The sequence below is a fragment of the Allobosea sp. BK604 genome, from assembly GCF_004341515.1.
Taxonomy (GTDB): domain Bacteria; phylum Pseudomonadota; class Alphaproteobacteria; order Rhizobiales; family Beijerinckiaceae; genus Allobosea.
In genome coordinates, this window is record NZ_SLZF01000010.1 from 40,827 (window position 1) to 62,086 (window position 21,260).

General features: G+C 66.0%; 12 protein-coding genes. 6 read left to right on the plus strand and 6 right to left on the minus strand.

Annotation, left to right across the window (positions count from 1 at the left end; genetic code table 11):
- The first annotated feature begins 283 nt into the window (after window positions 1-283).
- The 3 genes from EV560_RS26900 (at window position 284) to EV560_RS26915 (ending at window position 11,967) form a co-directional block, all read left to right on the plus strand.
- Window positions 284-1,243 (plus strand): helix-turn-helix domain-containing protein, encoded by a 960-nt coding sequence (locus EV560_RS26900; RefSeq protein ID WP_131858928.1) that lies wholly within the window; start codon window positions 284-286, stop codon window positions 1,241-1,243.
- A gap of 141 nt (window positions 1,244-1,384) precedes the next feature.
- Window positions 1,385-11,230 (plus strand): autotransporter-associated beta strand repeat-containing protein, encoded by a 9,846-nt coding sequence (locus EV560_RS26910; RefSeq protein WP_165923657.1) that lies wholly within the window; start codon window positions 1,385-1,387, stop codon window positions 11,228-11,230.
- Between the two features lie 188 nt (window positions 11,231-11,418).
- On the plus strand, window positions 11,419-11,967 hold the full coding sequence (locus EV560_RS26915) for a hypothetical protein (RefSeq protein WP_131858930.1): 549 nt from the start codon (window positions 11,419-11,421) through the stop codon (window positions 11,965-11,967).
- A 102-nt stretch (window positions 11,968-12,069) separates the two neighbouring features.
- Here EV560_RS26915 and EV560_RS26920 read toward each other — a convergent pair whose 3' ends face one another.
- The 4 genes from EV560_RS26920 to EV560_RS26935 all read right to left on the minus strand — a co-directional run bounded on the left by EV560_RS26920 (window position 12,070) and on the right by EV560_RS26935 (window position 15,105).
- A complete protein-coding gene (locus EV560_RS26920) occupies window positions 12,070-12,273 on the minus strand; it encodes a hypothetical protein (RefSeq protein ID WP_131858931.1) in 204 nt (67 codons plus the stop codon).
- 73 nt (window positions 12,274-12,346) lie between these two features.
- Entirely contained in the window at window positions 12,347-13,117 is a 771-nt protein-coding gene (locus EV560_RS26925) for an SDR family oxidoreductase (RefSeq protein WP_131858932.1), read from the minus strand.
- Window positions 13,118-13,166: 49 nt separating this feature from the next.
- Complete coding sequence (locus EV560_RS26930; RefSeq protein WP_131858933.1) at window positions 13,167-14,141, minus strand: zinc-binding alcohol dehydrogenase family protein; 975 nt, start codon at window positions 14,139-14,141, stop codon at window positions 13,167-13,169.
- Window positions 14,142-14,217: 76 nt separating this feature from the next.
- Window positions 14,218-15,105 carry an alpha/beta fold hydrolase gene (locus EV560_RS26935; RefSeq protein ID WP_131858934.1) on the minus strand — a complete coding sequence of 296 codons (888 nt, stop codon included), beginning with the start codon at window positions 15,103-15,105 and terminating at the stop codon, window positions 14,218-14,220.
- Window positions 15,106-15,549: 444 nt separating this feature from the next.
- On the opposite strand from EV560_RS26935, the gene EV560_RS26940 reads away from it, so the two are divergent.
- Window positions 15,550-16,215: a CGNR zinc finger domain-containing protein gene (locus tag EV560_RS26940; RefSeq protein WP_131858935.1), complete on the plus strand. Its 666-nt coding sequence runs from the start codon at window positions 15,550-15,552 to the stop codon at window positions 16,213-16,215.
- Between the two features lie 98 nt (window positions 16,216-16,313).
- On the opposite strand, the gene EV560_RS26945 is transcribed toward EV560_RS26940, so the two are convergent.
- A complete protein-coding gene (locus EV560_RS26945; protein ID WP_248312226.1) occupies window positions 16,314-17,852 on the minus strand; it encodes an ABC transporter substrate-binding protein in 1,539 nt (512 codons plus the stop codon).
- Window positions 17,853-17,950: 98 nt separating this feature from the next.
- A complete protein-coding gene (locus EV560_RS26950) occupies window positions 17,951-19,123 on the minus strand; it encodes a C45 family autoproteolytic acyltransferase/hydolase (RefSeq protein WP_131858936.1) in 1,173 nt (390 codons plus the stop codon).
- 84 nt (window positions 19,124-19,207) lie between these two features.
- Between EV560_RS26950 and EV560_RS26955 the strand changes: the two genes are divergently transcribed.
- Window positions 19,208-20,107, plus strand: coding sequence for a GntR family transcriptional regulator (locus EV560_RS26955; RefSeq protein ID WP_248312227.1), 900 nt, complete (start codon window positions 19,208-19,210; stop codon window positions 20,105-20,107).
- Window positions 20,108-20,269: 162 nt separating this feature from the next.
- Window positions 20,270-21,229, plus strand: a complete 960-nt coding sequence (locus tag EV560_RS26960; protein WP_131859171.1) for a LysR family transcriptional regulator — start codon at window positions 20,270-20,272, stop codon at window positions 21,227-21,229.
- Window positions 21,230-21,260 lie beyond the last annotated feature (31 nt).

The following is a 21,260-nucleotide window of genomic DNA, read 5'->3' on the forward strand; positions in this document are numbered from 1 at the left end:
CCGGCGCGGCGTTCACATCGACGACGCAATGCTGGTCAATGCAGCATGAGATTAATTTTGAAGAGCCCGGCGCATTTTCCAGTTTTCAGATTCTGGTCCGTGTATTAACCTTGCCTTCAATCGATGTCGTCTGCGCCTGATCTAAGGCTTCCGTTGTGAACGGCCGTTCACTTAAGCGGGTAGTAAGCAATATTTACTTTACTACCTCTTCTCCCTGATATGCCCGATCAGTTTGGGGTGATGCCGGAGCCGGGGGCGGCCTGGCGCGGGGGCATTTTCGGGCGTGTTCACCTGGTCGAGCGACCATATTGCTCCGCATGAGCGCTTCGAGCATTGGCGCGAAGTGCGTGCGAAGGGCATGTTCGGCGTCACGGCCGAGCGCGACGGCGACCATGACGGTGAGTTCCGCGGCAGCCTGACATTGCGCCCGCTGGGCTCGGCGGCGCTGGTCGAGTTGCATGCGACGCCCTACAAGGTCGCGCGCACGCAGGCCGATATCGTGGCTGCGCCGAGCGACAGCCTTTGCCTCTACCAGCAGCTCGAGGGCGGCGGCTGGTTCGAAGCCGGCCGGGGCGGACGCTTCATCACGCCGCGCGGCACGCTGGCGACCAGCTATTCCGACCTGGCCTACAACACCGTGCCGGCCACGGCGGCCGGCTATCACCTGCGCGTCCTCAAGATCCCGAACGGCCTGGCGCTGACGAAGCGCGCACATGAGCTCGTCGCTAGCCCGCTCGACGAGCGCGTGCCGGTGACGGCGCTGATCCAATCCTGCTTCTCCGATCTCGTCGAGACGGATAACAGCATCGGCGCGGAGGAGACCGAGCTCCTGGTGGAGGCGCTCGGGCAGCTCGTGCTGATCGCGCGCGGCGTCGCCGAGGCGCGCAGCGACGCCAGCCGCGCCGCGCTCAGGGTTGGGCGACTCTCGGCGGCGCGCTATATCATCGGCCGCGATTTCGACCATGCGGCGCTGTCGCCGGCCTTCGTCGCTGGCCAGCTCGGCATCTCGATCAGGCATCTTCACGCCCTGTTCGAGCCGACGGGCCAGAGCTTCTCGCAGAACGTCACCGCCGTCCGCCTCGCCGAGGCCGGACGCTGCCTGCGCCAGAACGCGGCGCGGCCGGTGGCGGACATCGCCTTTTCCTGCGGCTTCGACAGTCTCGCGACCTTCCACCGTGTCTTCCGCGCCGCCTATGGCATGGCGCCCGGCGATTATCGCCGGGCCCTGGCCGAGGGTGGCTGAGACGACACTACGCGCTGATTTCGTAGGGTTTTTTACTGCCGGCGCGCTGTCGTGCGCTGGATGAGAAGACAAGGGCGCTGACCTTGCGACAGGGTCCGCGCCGATCATGACGGGCACATTGCCGGGGATTCGGGTTTGGCCATGGCTGAGAAGACGAGAACGGGACTGCGGAAGGCGAGGCTCGGCAAGGGCGCGAAGCGCGCGGCCCTCCAGGCCGGTCGCGACATGGTCCAGCCGATCGCTCTGGCACTCGGCCGGCGCCACCGCCGGGCATTGCTGCTCGCCTGTACGGCTCTGGTCATGCCGATCGTGGTGGCCTTCCCCACAGCGCCGGCCATGGCGCAATACACCGGCGGCAATGGTGGGAATGGTGCCGGCGCACCCAATGGCTCCACCCCGGGCGGCGGCGGAGGCGGCGGTGCATATGGAGATGGCAGCGCAACCGCCGGTGGCGGTGGAGGCGGAGCGACCGGCGGTTCGGGCAACCGGGGCGGTAGCGGCGGCGGTTCGGATGGTGCTGGCGGCGGCGGAGCCGGTTTTGTCGCTGGTGCCGGCGGCGGTGGCGGCGGAGCTGGCGGCGCCGGCCTGACCCTCAGCGCCGATCTGACTAACGCCGCCGCCATCACGGGCGGCAACGGCGGCAATGGCGGTGGTGGAAACTACAATGCCGTCCCCAGCAACTCATATGGCGGCGGCGGCGGCGGCGGCGGTGGCGGCTCCGGCATTATCGCCGGGGCAGGCGCCAACCTGACTAATTCCGGCACGATTACGGGTGGCAAGGGCGGCGGCGGCGGATCTTCGAACGGAGCGATCAATCCGTTCACCGATCCCTCCGGCAACGGAGTGGGTGGCAGGGGCGGCAACGGCATCACCGCAACCGGTTCAGCCGGGTTGGTGATCACCAATACCGGGACCATCAGAGGCGGTGGTGGCGGCTCCGATTTCCAGAATGCGCAACCATACCGGCCTCAGCCCGGCGGCATCGGCATCATCGGGCAGAACCTGACGATCATCAACAGCGGTACGATCGCCGGTGGCGCCAACGGTGGCGCCGCTGGTGTGAACGGCGCTCTTTCCAACGCCATCACGATCACCGGCGGCACCAACAGCATCAAGGCGCTCGCGGGCAGCAATATCGGTGCGATCGAGCTTGGCGGCAACACGACGCTCGCCGGCACGTTCAACAGCACGATACAGGTCAATGGCGGCATCGCGATGTCGGTGACCGGCTCGACGGCCGCCGATGATGCGACGGGCATCACCACGCTGACCAATTTCGGCGCCACCTCGATTGCGGCCGGCCGCAAGCTCAGCGCGCAGACGATCAGCAACGGCGCCGGCTCGATCGGTATCGGCGCCGGCGCGACCCTGCAGGGCACCGGCAACACACTGAACAACAACGCGATCATCGATGTCGGCGCCGGCGGCAGCGTCATCGATGCCGGCGCGATCAACAACCAGGGCGGTGGCACGATCAACTTCAACGGCCCGACCGGAACGGCGACGCTGTCGGCGGGGCAGGGCATCTATAATGACGGGCAGATCAAGGTGCTCGGCGGCGACGTTGCCGTCACCGGCGATGTGAGCAACCAGAACAATGGCACGCTCACGCTGACCGGCGGCAACATGAGCGGCATCGGCACGCTGACCAATAGCGGCACGGCGACGCTGAACGTCGCCTCCGGCTACAATCTGAGCGTTGGCACGCTGTCCGTCACGGGCGGCAACGTCACCGGCACGGGTACGGTCACGGCGTCGACGGCCTTCAACCTGTCCGGCGGCACGATTGGCGCCACGCTCGCGGGCACTGCCGCCTTGACCAAGACGGGAACCGGAACCGCCATTCTGACCGGCGCGAACAGCTTCAGCGGCGGCACCACGGTCAATGCCGGCACCTTGCAGCTTGGCGCAGGCGGCAGCCTGGTCTCGACCAGCGACCTGACAGTCGCGACCGGCTCGATCTTCGATCTCAACGGCCGGTCGCAGGGCTTCGGCAAGGTCGAGGGTTCTGGCGAGGTCAAGCTCGGCACGGCCGGCGCGCTCACGGTCGGCAATGCTAACGCCAGCTCGACCTTCGACGGCGTCATCAGCGGCGCGGGCTCGCTGACCAAGGCGGGTAGCGGCACATTCGTGCTCAATGGCGCCAACACCTATACGGCCGGCACGACGGTCAGTGGCGGCATCCTGCAGCTGGGCGCGAGCGGTAGCCTGGCCGCTACGGGCAGCCTCGGCATCGGCTCGGGCGCGACCTTCGACCTCAACGGCCGCGCGCAGACGATCAGCACGCTCAGTGGCGCGGGCTCGATCGCGCTCGGCACCGGCGGTGCGCTCAGCATCGGCAATGGCAATGGCAGCTCGGGCTTCGGCGGCGTCATTTCCGGCGACGGCTCGCTGACCAAGCTCGGCGGCGGCACGCTGACGCTGACCGGCGCCAATACCTATACCGGCGGCACGACGATCTCGGGCGGCATGCTGCAGCTCGGCGACGGCGTCACCAACGGCACGATCACCGGCACCATCGTCAATAACGGCACGCTCGCCTTCAACCACACCGGCAGCCACAGCTTCGATGGCGCGATGACCGGCACCGGCGGCCTGGCCAAGTCGGGCAACGGCACCTTGACGCTGACCGGCGCCATCGGCAGCACCGGCGCGACGACGATCAACGGCGGCACGCTATTGCTCGGCACGGGGGGCGGCCTCTCCAGCAGCAGCGTGGTCTCGATCAACTTCGCCGGCACGATCCTCGACCTCAACGGCCATACCCAAACGATCGCGGGCCTCAACGGCACGGGCGAATTGAAGCTCGGCAGCGGCACGCTGACGATCGATCAGGGGCCGGGCACGTCGGGCTATGGCGGCGTGATCTCCGGCTCTGGCTCGCTGACCAAGAGCGGCGCCGGCACGTTCGTGCTCTCCGGCGACAACACCTATGGCGGCGGGACGACAATCTCCGACGGCACGTTTCAGATCGGCTCCGGTACCACCACGGGCTCGGTCCTGGGCAATATCGTCAATAACGGCTCGCTCGCCTTCAGCCGGACCGACGACTACACCTTCGCCGGCGATATCTCGGGCTCCGGCTCGGTCACGACGGTCGGCGGCGGCAAGCTCATCCTGACCGGCAACAACAGCTATACCGGCGGCACGACCGTCACCTTCGGCTCGCTGCAGATCGGCGACGGCACGACCGACGGCGTCGTGTCCGGCGACATCAACGTCCGCACCAATGTCACCTTCAACACGGTCGGTACCCAGACCTTCGCCGGCCGCGTCCTCGACGGCTTTGGCACCTCCGGCTCCTTCACCAAAGCGGGGGCGGGCTCCCTGACGCTGACCGGCACCAGCGATTTCCTCGGCGGTACGAGCGTCGATGGCGGGACCTTGGTGCTCGGCGGCAACGGGCTCCTGCGCAGCACCGGCGGCTTGTCGGTCAGCTCCGGCGCGGTGCTCGACCTCGCCGGCCATGCTCAGGGCGTGGGCGCGCTCAGTGGCGGCGGCACCGTCCAGCTCGGCACGGGCGGGGCGCTCACCGCGGGCAATGGCGATGCGACCTCGACCTTCGCGGGCGTGATCACCGGTGCCGGCTCGCTGACCAAGGCGGGCACCGGCACGCTCACGCTGACCGGCGCCAATGACTTCACCGGCGGCACGACGATCAGTGCCGGCACGTTGCAGATCGGCAATGGCGGCGCGACCGGGGCGATTGTCGGCAATGTCGTGAATGGCGGCACGCTCGCCTTCGATCGCACCGGCAGCTTGACTGTCGCGGGCGACATCTCCGGCGCGGGCGCCCTGGCCAAACGCGGTGCGGGCACGGTGATCCTGACCGGCACGAACAGCTATGCCGGCGGGACGACGATCAATGGCGGCACGCTGCAGATCGGCAATGGCGGCACCGCCGGCACGATCGGCGGCAACATCACCAATAATGGCGCGCTGAGCTTCAACCGCTCCGACAGCGTCACCTATGGCGGCGTGATCAGCGGCAGCGGTTCGCTGACCCAGGCCGGCAGCGCCACCCTGACCCTGACCGCAGCCAACAACTTCAGCGGCGGCACGACCATCAACGCCGGCGGCACGGTGCGCTTGGGCAATGACGGGACGAATGACGGCTCGATCACCGGCAATGTCGTCAATAACGGCACGCTCGAATTCGACAATCTGAACAATGCCAGCTTCGCAGGTGCGATCTCCGGCAGCGGCGACCTGACCAAGCTGGGCACGAACACGCTGACCCTGACCGGGGGCAGCAGCTATACCGGCCAGACGCTCGTGAGCGCCGGCACCTTGCAGCTCGGAGGCAACAACCGCTTGGGCGGCGGCGACCTCACGGTCGCGTCCGGCGCCAGCTTCGACGTCAACAGCTATGCGCAAAGCGTCGGCGCGCTTGGCGGAGCGGGCAACGTCCTGCTCGGCGGGGGCGGGGCGTTGACGGTCAACCCCGGTAGCGATGCGACCTTCTCCGGCACGATCACCGGCCTGGGCTCGCTGACGAAGACCGGCGCGGGCCGGCAGATCCTGACCGCGGACAATAGCTATACCGGCAGCACCACGATCAGCGCCGGCATTCTGCAACTCGGCAATGGCGGCACCGCGGGCTCGATCGCGACTGATGTCAGCAATAGCGGCATCCTCGCCTTCAACCGCTCGAACGAATATACCTTCGACAAGGTCGTCTCGGGATCCGGCTCCGTCGAGCAGAACGGCACCGGCCGCACGATCCTGACCGGCACGAACATCTATAGCGGCGGCACCGCGATCAATTCCGGTGCGCTCCAAATCGGCAATGGCACCGCGAGCGGCTCGATCGCCGGCTCGGTCACGGTCGCGTCCGGTGCGGAGTTCGCGGTCAACCGCTCCGACGTGTACACGCTTCCCAACGCGGTCAGCGGCGCCGGCAAATTCGCGCAGCGCGGCAGCGGCACGACGGTTCTCGGCGACGGCATGGCCTATACCGGCGGCACCGTGATCGCTGCCGGCACGCTCCAGGTCGGCACCGGCGGCACGAGCGGCTCGCTCGGCTCCGGCGATATCGCCAATGCCGGCGCGCTCGTCGTCAACAAGAGCAACGGCCTAAGCATTGCCGGCGCCATCAGCGGCACCGGCAGCTTCGAGACCGCAGGCGCCGGCAAGACCACGCTCTCCGGCGCCAATATCTATACCGGCGCGACCACTGTCAGCGGCGGCACGCTCGAGCTCTCGGGCTCGCTCGGCAACACGGCCGTCTCGGTCTCCAGCGGCGCGACCCTGGCCGGCGGCGGCACGATCACGGGCGCGGTCACGATCGCCGCTGGCGGCCATCTCGCGCCGGGCGCCAATCCCGGCACGCTGACCACCGGCGTCCTCAGCGTCGGCTCGCTGTCGCTCTCCTCGGGCTCGATCCTCGATTTCGATCTCGGCCTGCCCAATCTGCTGACCGGCAGCGACCGGGTCGACGTCACCGGCAATCTGACCCTGGCCGGCATATTGAACGTCTCCGATGCCGGCGGCTTCGGCGGCGGCATCTACCGGCTGTTCAACTATGGCGGCGCACTGATCAACAACGGGCTGGTGCTCGGCACCCTGCCGGCAGGAACCGTCGCCTCCGACCTCTCCGTGCAGACTTCGGTCGCAGCCCAGGTCAACCTGGTCAATTCGGCCGGCCTTTCGCTGAATTTCTGGGATGGCGGCGCCGCGGGCAATGCCAACAACAACCTGGTCGATGGCGGCGCTGGCACCTGGAGCGCCAGCAACGGCACCTGGACCAACCAGAACGGCAGCGTGAATGCGCCTCCGAGCGTCACACCGGGCTTCATGGTGTTCCAGACGCTGGGCGGCACCGTCACCGTCGACACGACGGGCGGCGCGGTCTCGGCTACCGGCATGCAGTTCGCCGCCGACGGCTATCGCGTCACCGGCGGTCCGATCGCGCTCAGCGGCGCGCAGGCGATCATCCGCGTCGGCGACGGCACCTCGGCCGGCGCTGCCTATACCGCGACGATCGACTCCGTGCTGACCGGCGCCAGCGCCTTGGTGAAGACCGATCTCGGTACGCTCGTGCTGACCGGCGCCAACACCTATACCGGCAACACCGTGTTGAATTCCGGCACGCTCTCGGTCTCGTCCGATGCCAATCTGGGCGATGCGGCCGGCGGCCTCGTCTTCAACGGCGGCGTGCTGCGCGTCACCGGCACGAGCTTCACCTCGACCGCGCGCGGCATCACCTTCGACAATGGCGGCGGCGGTTTCGATATCGCCGATGCCGGCAACAGCTTCACCGTCAGCCAGGCGCTCGGCGGCAATGGCGGGCTTGCCAAGCTCGGCGCAGGCGCGCTGGTGCTGACCGGAGCGAACAGCTACGCGGGCGGGACCACGATCGCCGGCGGCACGTTGCAACTCGGCGATGGCGGCGCCTCCGGCTCGATCACGGGCGACGTCGCCAACAGCGGTACGCTGGCCTTCAACCGCTCGGATGCCGTGACCTTCGCCGGCGCGATCTCGGGCAATGGCGCGGTGCGGCAGATCGGCAGCGGCACCACGATCCTGACCGGGGCGAATAGCTATACCGGGGGCACGGTCATCACGGCCGGCACCCTGCAGGTCGGCGATGGCGGCACGGTGGGGTCGATCGTCGGCGACGTCGTCAATGACGGCACGCTCGCCTTCAACCGCTCGGACAATGTCGCCTTCGCGGGCGCCGTCTCCGGCGGCGGTGTGCTGAAGCAATTCGGCGGCGGCACGCTCGTCCTGACCGGGGCAAACAGCTATACCGGCGGCACGAGCATCACCGGCGGCACCTTGCAGCTCGGCAATGGCGGCACCTCCGGCTCGATCACCGGCGATATCGTCAATGACGGCACGCTCGCCTTCAACCGATCCGACAACCTGACATTGGCTGGGGTGATCTCCGGCAGCGGCGCGGTTCGGCAGATCGGGACTGGCACGACGATCCTCATCGGGACGAACACCTATGCCGGTGGGACGGTGATCACGGCTGGCACGCTGCAGCTTGGCGATGGCGGCACCTCCGGCTCGATCACCGGCGATGTCGCCAATGACGGCGCACTCGCCTTCAACCGTTCGGATGTCGTGACCTTCGCCGGTACGATCTCGGGCAGCGGCACGGTGCGGCAGACCGGCAGTGGCACGACGGTTCTGACCGGAACGAACAGCTATGCCGGCGGCACCGCGATCACGGCAGGCACCTTGCAACTCGGCAATGGCGGCACGTCCGGCTCGATCACCGGCAATGTCGTCAATGACGGCACGCTCGCCTTCAGCCGTTCGGACGCGGTGACCTTCGCCGGGGCGATCTCCGGCAGCGGCGCCGTGCGGCAGATCGGCTCGGGCACGACGATCCTGACCGGGACGAACACTTATAGCGGCGGGACGGTGATCACGGCCGGCACCTTGCAGGTCGGCAATGGCGGCACGAGCGGTTCGATCACCGGCGATGTCGTGAATAACCACACGCTCGCTTTCAACCGCTCCGACAGCCTCACTCTCGCGGGTGCGATCTCCGGCAGCGGTACCGTGCAACAGATCGGCTCGGGCACGACGATCCTGACCGGGACGAACAGCTATACCGGCGGGACGGCGATCAGCGCCGGCACCTTGATGCTTGGCAATGGCGGCACCTCCGGCTCGATCGTCGGCGGTGTCGTCAATGCCGGCACGCTCGCCTTCAACCGTTCCGACAGCCTGACCCTGGCAGGGGTGATCTCCGGCAGTGGCGCGGTGCGGCAGATCGGTTCTGGCACGACGGCCCTGACCGGCAACAACAGCTATACGGGCGGCACGACGATCGTCGCGGGCACCTTGCAGCTCGGCAATGGCGGGACGTCCGGCTCGATCACCGGCGATGTCGCAAATAGCGGCACGCTCGCCTTCAACCGCTCGAATATGCTGAGTTTCGCCGGCGCGATCTCGGGCAGCGGCGCGCTGCGGCAGATCGGGTCGGGCACGACGATCCTGACCGGCACGAGCAGCTATACCGGCGGCACCACGATCAGCGCCGGCACCTTGATGCTCGGCAATGGCGGCACGTCCGGCTCGATCACCGGCGATGTCGTCAATGACGGCACGCTCGCCTTCAACCGCTCGAACGCAGTGACCTTCGCGGGGGCAATCTCGGGCAGCGGCGCGCTTTGGCAGATGGGCGCCGGCACGACCGTGCTCGACGGCACCAACAGCTATAGCGGCGGCACGGTGATCTCGGCCGGCACGCTGCGCGGCGCGGCCTCGAGTTTCGGCAGTGGCGCCATCCTCAACAACGCCGCTTTGATCATTGATCAGCCGGTCAATGCAGTCTTCGGCAATGCGATCGACGGCACCGGCTCCTTCACCAAGACCGGCGCCGGCAGCCTGAACCTGACGGGCAATAGCGGCCTGTCGGGCCCGACGACGATCGCGGCCGGCCGGCTTGCCGTGAACGGCTCGCTCGCCAATTCGCCGGTTACGGTGCAGAGCGGCGCCATTCTGGGCGGCAACGGCACGGTCGGCGCCTTGAGCGTGCAGAGCGGCGGCATTGTCGCCCCAGGCAATTCGATCGGGACCTTGACCGTCAATGGCGGCGTCACCTTCGCGCCCGGCTCGATCTATCAGGTCGAGGTCGACGGCCAGGGCCAATCGGACAAGATCATCGCCACCGGCACGATCGCCGTGTCGGGCGCGACGCTCGAGCTCGCTGCGATGACCGGCACGTTTTCACCCACGGCGCGCTATGAGCTGTTCAGCGCCGCAGGCGGCGTCTCCGGCCGGTTCGACAGCGTCGTCAGCAATTTCGCCTTCCTGGCATCGAGCCTCGACTATGATGCAGGGCAGACTTTTCTGACCATCTCGCGAAACGACGTCGCGTTTCCCGCCGTCGGCCAGACGGGCAACCAGATCGGCTCGGCCGCGGCGAGCGAACGGCTCGGGCTCGGCAATCCCGTCTACGACGCGGTCGTCAAGCTCGACGCTGCCTCGGCCCGTGCTGCCTTCGATGCGCTCTCGGGCGAGGTGCATGCCTCGGCCAAGACCGCGCTGGTCGAGGAGAGCAACGCCGTGCGCTCGGCTTCGATCGACCGGCTGCGCTCGGCCTTCGGCTCGGTCGGCTCGACGCCGATGGCGACGATGAATTACGGCTTCACCGCCGATCTCGCTCCCGCCATCAAGGGCTCGATGCCCCGGCTCAACACCGAGCGCTTCGCGGTCTGGGGCCAAGGCTATGGCTCCTGGGGTCGGACCGACGGTGATCGCAACGCTGCCAAGCTGACGCGCTCGACCGGCGGCTTCTTCATCGGCGCCGATATCGCCGCCTTCGACACGATGCGCTTCGGTCTGGTCACCGGCTATAGCCGCACCGAGTTCGACGTGAAGGGCCGGCGGTCGTCGGGCGAGAGCGACAACTACCATCTCGGCCTCTATGGCGGCGGGCAATGGGGTGCGCTCAGCCTGCGCACCGGCGCGAGCTATACCTGGCACGATGTGGAGACCTCTCGCATCGCCGCCTTCGCCGGCTTCGGCAACAACTTGAGAGCCGACTACAATGCCGGCACGGCCCAGGTCTTCGGCGAGCTCGGCTATCGGATCGATCTCGGCCGCGTCGCGCTCGAGCCCTTCGCCGGCCTCGCCTATGTCAACCTGCATACGGACGGCTTTAACGAGACAGGCGGTGTCGCCGCGCTCTCGGGCCGCAGCGACGACACCAGCATCGGCTATTCGACGCTGGGCCTGCGCGCCTCGACCTCCTTCGCGCTCTCGGGCATGGACATGACCCTGCGCGGAACATTGGCCTGGCGCCATGCCTTCGGCGACGTCGATCAGACCGCGACGCTGGCCTTCGCAGGCTCGACCCCCTTCGCGGTCGCCGGCCTGCCGATTGCCAGGGATGCCGCACTGGTCGAAGCAGGGCTCGATTTTGCGATCAGCCCGACCGCGACGCTCGGCCTGTCCTATACCGGACAGCTCGCGAACGATGCTCAGGATCACGCCTTCAAGGGCAATTTCGCCATCAAGTTCTGAGGTTCATCCCTCTAAGACGGCAAGCAACGCCGCCCACCCGGGCGGCGTTTCGCTGTTGGTACAGGGCATCGGCGTCGCCATTGGGGCGCTCGGAATACTTGTCTGTCATGTGAGTTCTGGCAGACCCGCGTGAACAAGCTTGCCGGCTACTCGGGCCTGCGCCATCATCCGATTGCCGGTCGAAATCGATGTCCGGCGCCGCGGAGTCAGATCGCGATCAGCACTTTGCATCGACCTTAACTCCTTACAGCAGCGCGGCTTTTTCGAAACCTTTCAGCAATCGGGAGATAGCAATGAAGGCTTTCAATGCGACGATGGTTTCCCTCGCTGCTTCGCTGATGCTCGCTGCTCCGGTCGCCGCGCAGCAGAACCTCGGTCCTCCAACCGGGTCGGTGCGGATCCAACAGGTTCAGGTGGCCTTCATCGGCTCCGGACAGGCTGGCGGCGGGACATTGAAGTTTCGCGGCCGTTCCTATGGCATTACCGCGGGCGGCCTGGGAATTGGCGGTATCGGGGCGTCCAAGCTCACGGCGACCGGCACGGTCTATGGCCTGACGCGGCTGAATGATTTCGCCGGCGCCTATGTCCAGCTTCGGGAAGGCTGGGCCGTGGGAGCCCAGGGACGCGGGCAGCTCTGGCTGCGCAACGACAAGGGCGTGACGATGCGGCTGGCGACGCGCCGCCAGGGCTTGCAGCTTTCTCTCGGGGCAGACGGCGTGCTGATCGGCTTCAAGTAAGCCTGGACGCGCCAAGCCGAACAGCGTCACCTCTCTGCGCGGACCGCCCTTCCGACCCTTTAGATCGGCGGTCCAGCAGCCGTGACATCCGTGTCGAGCGCCTTAAGAGGTCGAGCGGGCGAGCGCGTCGCGCTGCTTCATCAGGCGCGCGATCTCCGCCTCCTGATCGGCGATCCGTTGCGACATCAGCTCTTCATCCGCGGCGCCGGAATAAGCCGCGGCCTGCTCGATCAACTCGCTGAGATTTTCCCTGAGCGCCGCGATGCGGCCGTCGATCTCGGCGATGGTCGTCAACATGTCCGGCATGACAGATCTCCGGGAGATATCGCAGGTGACGCTGCGCCGTGATCAAGGCGTGCGGATGACGAAAGCGGTGATGTTAGCGCGACTTCACCTCGCCGCCATCCATGCGCAGCACGGTGCCGGTCATCCAGCGCGCTGCCGGCGATACGGTGAAGGCGATGAGATCGGCGATCTCCTCGGGTTCGCCATAGCGGCTGATCCCCGCCTGAGCGAGAAGCCTTGCCTTCGCCTCCTCGATGCCCAGCTTGTTGGCCGTCGCCCAAGTCGCGATCATGGCCTGCCGCCGACCGGTCATGACCGGACCCGGCGATACGCTGTTGACCTGGACCCCGTCCCGAAGCCCGCGATCCGCGAACGCCTTGGCCAGGGCTTCGATCGCCGCATTGATCGTGCCGATCGCGGCCGTGGCGGCATTCGGAATATCCGCGCCCGTGCCCGAGATGAAGATCACCGAGCCTTTCGACGCCATGAGAGCCTCCCACGCCCGCAGCGTCAGCCGGCGTGCGCCATGGAATTTGAGCGCCATTGCCGCGTCCCAGTGCTCATCGCTGAGTTGGAAGAGATCGACGCCTGGAACCGCACCGGCGATGTTCACGATCGCATCGATCCGGCCAAAGCGCTCCAGGCTCCGGCTCACCAAGCTGTCGGCTGCACCGGCCGCGCTCAGATCGAGTTCGAGGACCAGCGCTTCGGCGCCCGCAGCCTTCACCTCTTCCGCAACCCGGTCGAGTGTCTCGCCAGACCGCGAGGCCAGGACGACCGCGGAAAAATCGCGGGCGAGCCTGAGCGCAGTCGCCTTTCCGATGCCGGAGCTGGCGCCGGTTACGATCGCTACTGATGTCGTCATGGGGCATTCCCCTGAGGCTGGCTTCCATCGTCTCATTCGCGGCCACGCCTCAGGCGTGCACCACGACCATTTTTCCGGTGGCTTCGTTGGCTTCCATCACGCGATGCGCCTCGCGGATCTCCTCGAACCGGAAGATGCGCGACGGCTTCGCCTTCAGGCGGCCGGCGGCGACCTGTTCGGCGATGTCCTGCAGCGGGACATCCGACAGCGGAAAGCCGGGCGTGCCGAAGACGAAGCTGCCGAAGAAGGTCAGGTAAACGCCGCTCGCCATCTGCAGCAGAGGATTGAAATCCCTGATCGGGTCGAGGCCGCCGAGCCACCCCGCAAGGCAGGCCCTGCCACCGCGCCGAAGCATCGCAAGAGAGTCGACGATCGTGCTGTTTCCGACCAGGTCGAGTACCGCATCGAGCTGCTTCGTCTCGGCCAGGCGCTGCGACAGATCGGGCCCTTCGAGCTGGCAGCGCTCAGCCCCCAGCTCCTGAAGCATCGCAAAGCGCTCGCGGTTGCGCGTCGTGGCGATCACGCGCGCTCCCGCATTCACGGCCAGATTGACCGCTGCCTGACCGAATGATGAGGTCGCACCCCGGATCAGGAGGCCCTGGCCTTTCCTGAGTTCCAGGTTGCGGAAGAGGCAGGTCCATGCCGTCGCATAGGTTTCCGGGATCGCCGCCAACTCGGCCCAGGGCAGGCTGGATTCGATGAGCGCGACATTGGAGACGGGAACCCGGGTGAATTCGGCATAGCTGCCATTGATCGTGCGCCCGAGCCCGCCCATCAGCGCCGCGACCTTGGCGCCGACCGCAAACTCGCCGCCGGGGCAGGATTTCACCAGGCCGACGCATTCGATCCCGCTGACCTCCGCCGCCTCAGCCCATTCGCCGCGGCGCATATGCATCTCGGCATGATTGATGCCGAACGCCTTGATCGCGATCACGACATGGCCAGGCAGGGGCTCCGGCTCGGGAATGTCCTTGTAGACGAGGGCATCCAGCCCACCGAACGTGTCGATGACGATCGCGCGCATTGTCTTTCTCCAGGTTGGGACGTGCACAGGCTGCCGCGGGACGCGGGCCTCCTCCCGGTGCTGATAGGTTGGGCGGTCAGCGAGCCGTGCGGCTGCCCGTCAGTGCCGAGTTCAGGAAGTCGCGGATCTCCGCCGCGATCTCCTCGGCATGGGTCTCCAAAGCGAAATGGCCGGTGTCGAAGAAGCGGATCGCGGCATCGGGGATATCGCGCCCGAATGCCTCGGCGCCTGGCGGCAGGAAGAACGGATCATTCTTTCCCCAGACCGCGAGGAATGGCGGCTTGTACGCGCGGAAATAGCTCTGGAATTTGGGGTAGAGCGCGATGTTGCTCTTGTAGTCGCCAAAGAGGTCGAGCTGGATTTCGTCGGCGCCAGGACGCGCCAGATAGAAATTGTCGAGCGTGTAGCCATCCGGCGAGAGGCGCGCCTTGGCCGCATCCGGCACGCCGTGCGCGTATTGCCAGATCGTCATCTCCGGCGCGAGCATGGCCCGCAGCGCCTGGCGGTTCTGGTCCGACGGCTCCTGCCAATAGGCCCGGATCGGGTTCCAGCCGTCGCTGAGCCCGTCCTCATAGGCGTTGCCGTTCTGCGAGATGATCGCGGTGATGCGTTCGGGATGACGCATCGCCAGGCGGAAGCCAGTCGGGGCACCGTAGTCGAAGACGTAGATCGCAAAGCGATCGAGACCTGCGAGCTCGGTGAAGCGTTCGATGACGCCGGCGATGTTGTCGAAGGAATAGGTGAACTCGCTTCGCGGCGGCATATCCGATTGACCGAAGCCGGGAAGATCGGGCGCGACCACATGGAAACGGTCAGCGAGCAGCGGGATCAAATCGCGGAACATGTGCCCGGAACTCGGAAAGCCGTGAAGCAAGAGCAGCACCGGCGCGCCTTTGGGGCCGGCTTCGCGATAGGCGATCTTGAATCCGTCGACATCGATCTTGCGGAATTTCACGGTTGCCATGGAGCGCTCCTCTGCGAGGTTGCCGTAACCTCTCTGAATGCCAGAAGAGGGCTATCGTTCTTGGCGTAACCTGTCAATCGCTCTCATGGAGGTTATTCATACTCATCCTGCTTGGGAATCCGATAGGAATATGCCGCCCCATTCGTGCGCGGCCCGGCCGCGCCCGAAGCTATCAATCGAGAAGGCGACCAGGGCGCTCGTATCGTGCAGGCAAAGCAAGGTAAGCTTGAGGACACCGGCGAGCAGCACACAAGTCCCGATCACACCACACGGGAACCAGGTTCGCTGACGCGGACTGGTTCTGCGGGGCCCTCATCCGCAGCGATTTCGGCGTGAGCCGCCGCCGTTTGGCGGCTATGCCCGCCCTTAACTTGTCAGGCGTTGTTTTAGTGGTTATCTGCGGATTCTGAGCTTGATCGCAGGATGCGATAGGATCGCGACGTGATGACCGAAAAGCGCCCGCCCGCCTTCTTCCTTGCCGATGCGACCGGCCTCGATTTCCTCAATTCGATCGCGACACCGGTCGAAACGCCGGTCGAGTGGATCAACTCGGGTGAAGATCTGCTGTCCTGGCTCAAAGCCGCCGGCCTGGCGCCCGAACCCGTGCTCGACGGATTTCAGAAAGCGAGCGTGCCGGGCGAACTCGATGCCGTGGCAGCGCAGGCGCGCGCCTTGAGGGAATGGTTCCGCGGTTTCGTGCATAAGCACAAGGGCAAGCCGCTGGCCTCCGAGGCGCTGGATGAGCTGACCCCATTGAACAAGATCCTCGCCAGGGACGAGGAATTTGTTCAGATCGTCGCTCGCGACGGGACCGAAGCCGATGCGGGCGCATCGGGCCTGAAGCGGCAGGCGCAGCGCCGTTGGCGCTCGCCCGAGACGCTCTTGCTTCCGATCGCCCGCTCGATGAGCGACCTGGTCTGCACCGATGATTTCAGCCATGTGAAGGCTTGCGAGGGCGCGGCGTGCACGATGCTGTTCATCGATCGCACGCGCGGTCATGCGCGCCGCTGGTGCAGCATGGCGGTGTGTGGCAACAGGGCGAAGGCGCAGGCCCATCGCGATCGGGCGAAAGAGGCCGGACAGCCGTTGCAGCGCTCTCGGAAGCACTGATCCGGATGGAGAATTGGCTAGCCGGCTCTTGGGTTCGCTGAGCGATGCTCTGCGCCAGGCTGGATCCAGGCGAACGCCGCTAGCCTGGCGCGTGCGGGCTAGCGATTGATCGAGACGCCCCAGGCTCGCGGCTGGCCCATCGCCCAGCTCTTGTAGCCGGAGATATTGGCGCGCACGGCGCTGGTGCGCACCTCCGAATAGAGCACGATCATCGGCACCTCCGCCCGGAACATCGCCTCGAGCTTGTCGAAGATCGCCTGGCGTTTCGCCGGCTCAGCGATTTCCATGCTCTGCGCGAGGAGCTTTTGCGCCTCGCCATTATCCCAGACCTTGCGGGGTTGCTCGGCCTTGTCGCCGGAGAACATCTCGAAGGACAGGGACGGGTCGAGCCTTGCGGAAAAGCCGTGCGACATCAGTTGATAGCTGCCGGAGAGGTAGCGGTCCTGCTGCGTGCCCCATTCCAGCACGTCCAGGTCGATGTTGATGCCGGCTTCCTTGGCCATGGCCTGCACGATCACCGCCTGGTCGAACATGTTCTGGTAGCGCTTGTTGGTGATCATCTTGATCGGCTGGCCCCTATAGCCCGCGTCTGCCAGCAACTTCCTGGCCGTGGAGAGGTCGCGCTTCGGCCGCTCCGACTGGATCTTCTGGTGATAGCCGCTTGCCGGTGAGATCGGCGAGCTGTTGGGCCTGGCCGTTCCTTCGCTGACCTGGTCGACCAGGACAGGCAGGTCGAGCGAGAGCTGCAACGCCTGGCGGACCCGCACATCCGACAGCAGCGGATCCTTGGTCTGGATCAGGATGTCGTTGATGTTCATCACCGATGCCGAATCCAGGATGATGGCCTTGTTGGCCTTGTACCCGGCGAGGTCGGCATTCTGGATGTCGAAATTGATGTCGATATCGCCCGAGAGCAGGGCTGCCTTCGCCGTCGACTCGTCCGGGATGATCGTGAAGCGCAGTTTCTGGAGGCTGGTCGACTTATTGCCGGCGAGGCCGTCCGGCGTGCCGGGCAGGGCGGAATATTTGTCGTTGCGGATGAGGTCGATGAACTGGCCGCGGCGCCATTCGCCGAGCTTGAACGGCGCCGTCGTGACCGGAGCGAGCCATTTGCCGTCGGGCCCCAGCGAGCTCCTGTGGAAGACGCCGGTGCCGCCGCAATCGGGCCGCGCCAGCGTTCCGAGGAAGAGCGCCGAGGGCTTCGCCAGCGTGAATTCGACGGTCCTGGCGTCCTTGGCGACGACGCCGGTGACCTTCACGGCGCCGCGCCCGTCGACCTCGGACAGGCAGCGCCAGCCGGTGGCCGGATCGGTGTAGCGCTTCCATGAGAACAGGACGTCGTCACTGCTGACCGGCTCGCCATTGCTGAAGCGGAGATCGTCGCGCAACACGAAGCTATAGGTCTTGCCGTCCTCGGACACGTCGATCGACTTCGCCAGGAGCGGGCCGACGGTCGCATCCTCCTTGAAGGCGACGAGCCCTTCGAACAGATGGCTCTGGAGCGCGTCGGTATTGGCATCGCGATTGACGCCCGGATCGAGCGAGCGGATATCGGCGTTGAGGCGAATGCGGAGCGGCCGCTCCTCCTGGGCATTCGCCATGCCGGCCACCAAGCTGGTCGCCAGCACCAGAAGCATGAATGGTCTCATTTTATCCCCTCGTTTTTGAGTTGGCTCTGGGGTCTGTGCAGACCCCGTTCCGCGGGCCATCGCGTCGGCCCGCGGGGAGGGCGGGCTCAAGCCGCCGAGCGTGCGGCCTCCGTCGAGCGAGCGACCGTCGTGCTCGGCACCTCGATCTTCATTCCCAGCGAATAGCTCGCGAATTGCCGGTTCAGGGCCGGCAGCAGCGCGACCTCCATCGTGCCGGTCGCGGGCTCCATCACGATCATCGCGACCGTCGCGGACTGATTGTTGGAGAGGTTCTCGCGCGGCGGCCGGCAGACCGACCAGGGCGTCTCGAAATCGTCGAAAAGCGCGGCCTTCACCGTCTCCGGCGTGATGCTGCCGACATGCGGCTCCAGCAGCTCGCGGACCCTGATGTCGCGATAGAGCGAGTCCGGCATGTTGGCGACGCCGGTATCGCGCAGCTTCGAGAGCGCGACCGGGCTCTGGAAATGGTTGGCGTGGACGATGAGCCCGTTCTCGGGCTGCACCTGAAAGGTCTCGTCCGGCACGCACTCGAAATCGATGGCGATGCCGTTGGCGTGGCTGACGATGATGTTGTTGGAGGCCGATTTCGGCGTCGTGTAGACGGAGTGCATGGCGAGTGCCAGGCGGCGCTGTTCGAGCACCTTGCGGCGGATCAGAGCCAGTGGCACGCCGAGGCGGCGATAGTCCCGCTCGCATTCGAGATAGTTACCGGTGATGGCGATGCCGGCGGAGTTGAAACCGAAGCGCGCCAGGACACCCGCTTCAGTGAAGGTGAGGATGTCCGGCTCGTTCTCGCGGCGGATGCGCAGCACGACGGCCGTCTCCGCGCATTCGATCTTCCAGTCCCAGTTCTGGGCGTGAATGAGCCGTCCCGCCTTGGTCGCCGCGGGGAGCGCGACGAGGCCGGTGCAGCCATCGGGATCGTCAGGGATCTCTTCGCCGCGCTGGCGCCGCTTGGCGAGCTTCAGCATCTCGGTCCTGGCGTTGAGCAGCAGGATCGCGGCGTATTCGACGCCGGCCCCTTCCGCGATGCCGCGCATCTCCTCGACATAATCAGCGTCATAGGCCGTGATGCTCGGCTCGAAACGTGCGGTAATCTCGCGGATCTGCTGCCAGTCGACATTGCTGGCATGGATTTGCGTCGCATAGTGATCAACGCCACGCTTGATGCGATCTCTTGCCTGCTCGCCATATTGGCGGCCGCGCTCGCGCGCTGGACCTGAGATCTCGATCAATGGGCAGTTCGAAGGAATCGTCATCGTTGCTAAGCTCTCCGCGCAAAAAGGCTGCCGAGGCCTGTCGCAGCCATAAGGGAACGCTAGCAGAATGTTTTTTGTGATACAATGACCACGACGGACAACGACAATGGCCGCCAGCCTACGCGTCTCCAGGAGGAGCTCGCCGGGCGCATCATGGATCTCGCCCGCGCGGACGGCGCTGTTCCCGGCGACCGCCTCAACGAGAAGATCCTGGCCGAGCGCCTGAGCGTCTCGCGGTCCCCGGTTCGTGCGGCGCTCGATCTGCTGGCGGCGCGCGGGCTCGTCATCCGGCGGCCGCAGCGCGGCGTCGAGCTCCTCGCTGCGCTTCCCGGCGAGGCCGCGGCTTCCGGCGAGCGCGCGGGCGACGACGATCTTCTCGTGCGCATCGCCGCTGATCGGGACTATGGCAATCTCGGCGATGACGTCTCTGAAACCGAGCTGATGCAGCGCTACGGCGTCGTGCGCGCGGTCGTTCGCCGGGCGCTCGATCTGCTCGCGGATATGCAGATGGTGGAGCGCAAGCCGGGCTATGGCTGGCGTTTCCTGACGAGCTGGAGCGCCGAGCTGCGCCGTGACAGCTATCGCTTCAGGCTGGTCATCGAGCCGGCCGCCATCCTCGAACCCGGATTTGCACTGCGTCCCGGCTTTGCCGAGGAGATGCGGCGGCTGCACGATGACAGCCTTTCATTGCCATGGAGCGAGACCTCCAGCGTCGCCTTCTTCGAAATGAATGCCGCGTTCCATGAGGGCATCGCCGAGGCCTCGGGCAATCGCTTCCTGCTGGAGGCGATGCGGCGCCAGAACCGGCTGCGGCGCTTCTCGATTTACAATTGGAAGCACGGGTTCGACCGCGTGCGCGCCAACTACGCCGAGCATATGGAGATTCTGGCGAAGCTCGAGGCCGGGGATGTCGAGTTCGCCGCCCTGCTTATGAGGCGGCATCTGGAAATCGCCGGGAACATGAACCCGTCAGCAGCGAAGTGATGTTTTTTATCGACTGAAAGTCAATCTATCGGAATCGTACCTGTGCTGGGCGATCGGCTTTGCCTGGCCAGCGGCAGCTCAGGTCCAGCGCCGCTGCCCCGGGTGGATCAGCGATCAAGAACCGGTTATTGTTGTCCGCCGACGATAACCGAAGTTGTTGAAATGGACCTTTCCCTTGCCCTGAGGGCTTTCGTTCGCACGGTCGAGCGCGGCTCGGTGACGGCCGCGGCCAAGGACCTGGGTGTGTCCCAGCCCGCCGTGACCAAGCATCTCCGCAATCTGGAAGCTCATATCGGCGCGCGTCTGCTGGAGCGGTCCTCGCGTCACGTCAGGCTGACGCCGCACGGGCGCACGATCTATGAGGCCAGTCATCCGGCCTTGGCGTCGATCGATGCGGCGCTCGAAGGCGTCCGGCGCGACATGGGGGCGATCGAGGGGCTGATCCGCGTCCACGCGCCGTCCTGCATCGGCGCGAAGCACCTGCATGCGATGGTCATGGAGTTTCAGGCGCAGCATCCGACCGTGTCGGTCGATCTGGTGCTCGAGGATCGCGTCGTCGATCTCGTGTTCGAAAATTTCGACCTGGGCATCAAATACGGGCGGCCGGAAGGCCAGGACCTCGTCATCAGAAGCCTCGGGCAGATCAGGCGTATTCTCGTCGCCGCGCCATGCTTCCTCGGCAAGCATGGTCCGATCGATACGCTCGAACGGCTGTCCGAGGTCGATATGGTGACGACGGCCCAGGTGCTGTCGCCGCGCGATACGATCCAGCTCCAGCGCGGGCATGAAGGCGCCGAATTGCGGGTTCGGGCGACCCTGCGCACCAACAACGCCTATGTGATCGTCAATTCGCTCATGACCGGGCATGTCGCCGGGCCTGTCCAGCATCTTCTGGTGCATGAGGAACTCGAGCAGGGCGCGCTGATCCGCATCCTGCCGGAATACGAGGTCAAGTCGCACGAGATCTTCATGGCCTACCCATCGGTGCGGTTCATGCGGCCCGCCGTCCGGGCCTTCGCGGATTTCGTCGTGCCGCGCATCAAGGCGGTGGAGGGGGTCGATCCGCTCGAGCGCCCCTTGTCACGTCGCGAGGCGGGTTCCGATCGCGCCGTCGCCGTTTGAATAGCTATTGGATATGGAAGCTATAATTACA

Excerpts from the sequence above, each read along its gene's own strand:
- EV560_RS26940 (WP_131858935.1), top strand. The coding sequence starts at position 15,550 with ATGACCGAAAAGCGCCCGCCCGCCTTCTTCCTTGCCGATGCGACCGGC.
- EV560_RS26950 (WP_131858936.1), bottom strand. The coding sequence starts at position 19,123 with ATGACGATTCCTTCGAACTGCCCATTGATCGAGATCTCAGGTCCAGCG.
- EV560_RS26935 (WP_131858934.1), bottom strand. The coding sequence starts at position 15,105 with ATGGCAACCGTGAAATTCCGCAAGATCGATGTCGACGGATTCAAGATC.
- EV560_RS26955 (WP_248312227.1), top strand. The coding sequence starts at position 19,208 with ATGACCACGACGGACAACGACAATGGCCGCCAGCCTACGCGTCTCCAG.
- EV560_RS26960 (WP_131859171.1), top strand. The coding sequence starts at position 20,270 with ATGGACCTTTCCCTTGCCCTGAGGGCTTTCGTTCGCACGGTCGAGCGC.
- EV560_RS26930 (WP_131858933.1), bottom strand. The coding sequence starts at position 14,141 with ATGCGCGCGATCGTCATCGACACGTTCGGTGGGCTGGATGCCCTCGTC.
- EV560_RS26925 (WP_131858932.1), bottom strand. The coding sequence starts at position 13,117 with ATGACGACATCAGTAGCGATCGTAACCGGCGCCAGCTCCGGCATCGGA.
- EV560_RS26945 (WP_248312226.1), bottom strand. The coding sequence starts at position 17,852 with ATGCTTCTGGTGCTGGCGACCAGCTTGGTGGCCGGCATGGCGAATGCC.
- EV560_RS26920 (WP_131858931.1), bottom strand. The coding sequence starts at position 12,273 with ATGCCGGACATGTTGACGACCATCGCCGAGATCGACGGCCGCATCGCG.
- EV560_RS26915 (WP_131858930.1), top strand. The coding sequence starts at position 11,419 with ATGTCCGGCGCCGCGGAGTCAGATCGCGATCAGCACTTTGCATCGACC.
- EV560_RS26910 (WP_165923657.1), top strand. The coding sequence starts at position 1,385 with ATGGCTGAGAAGACGAGAACGGGACTGCGGAAGGCGAGGCTCGGCAAG.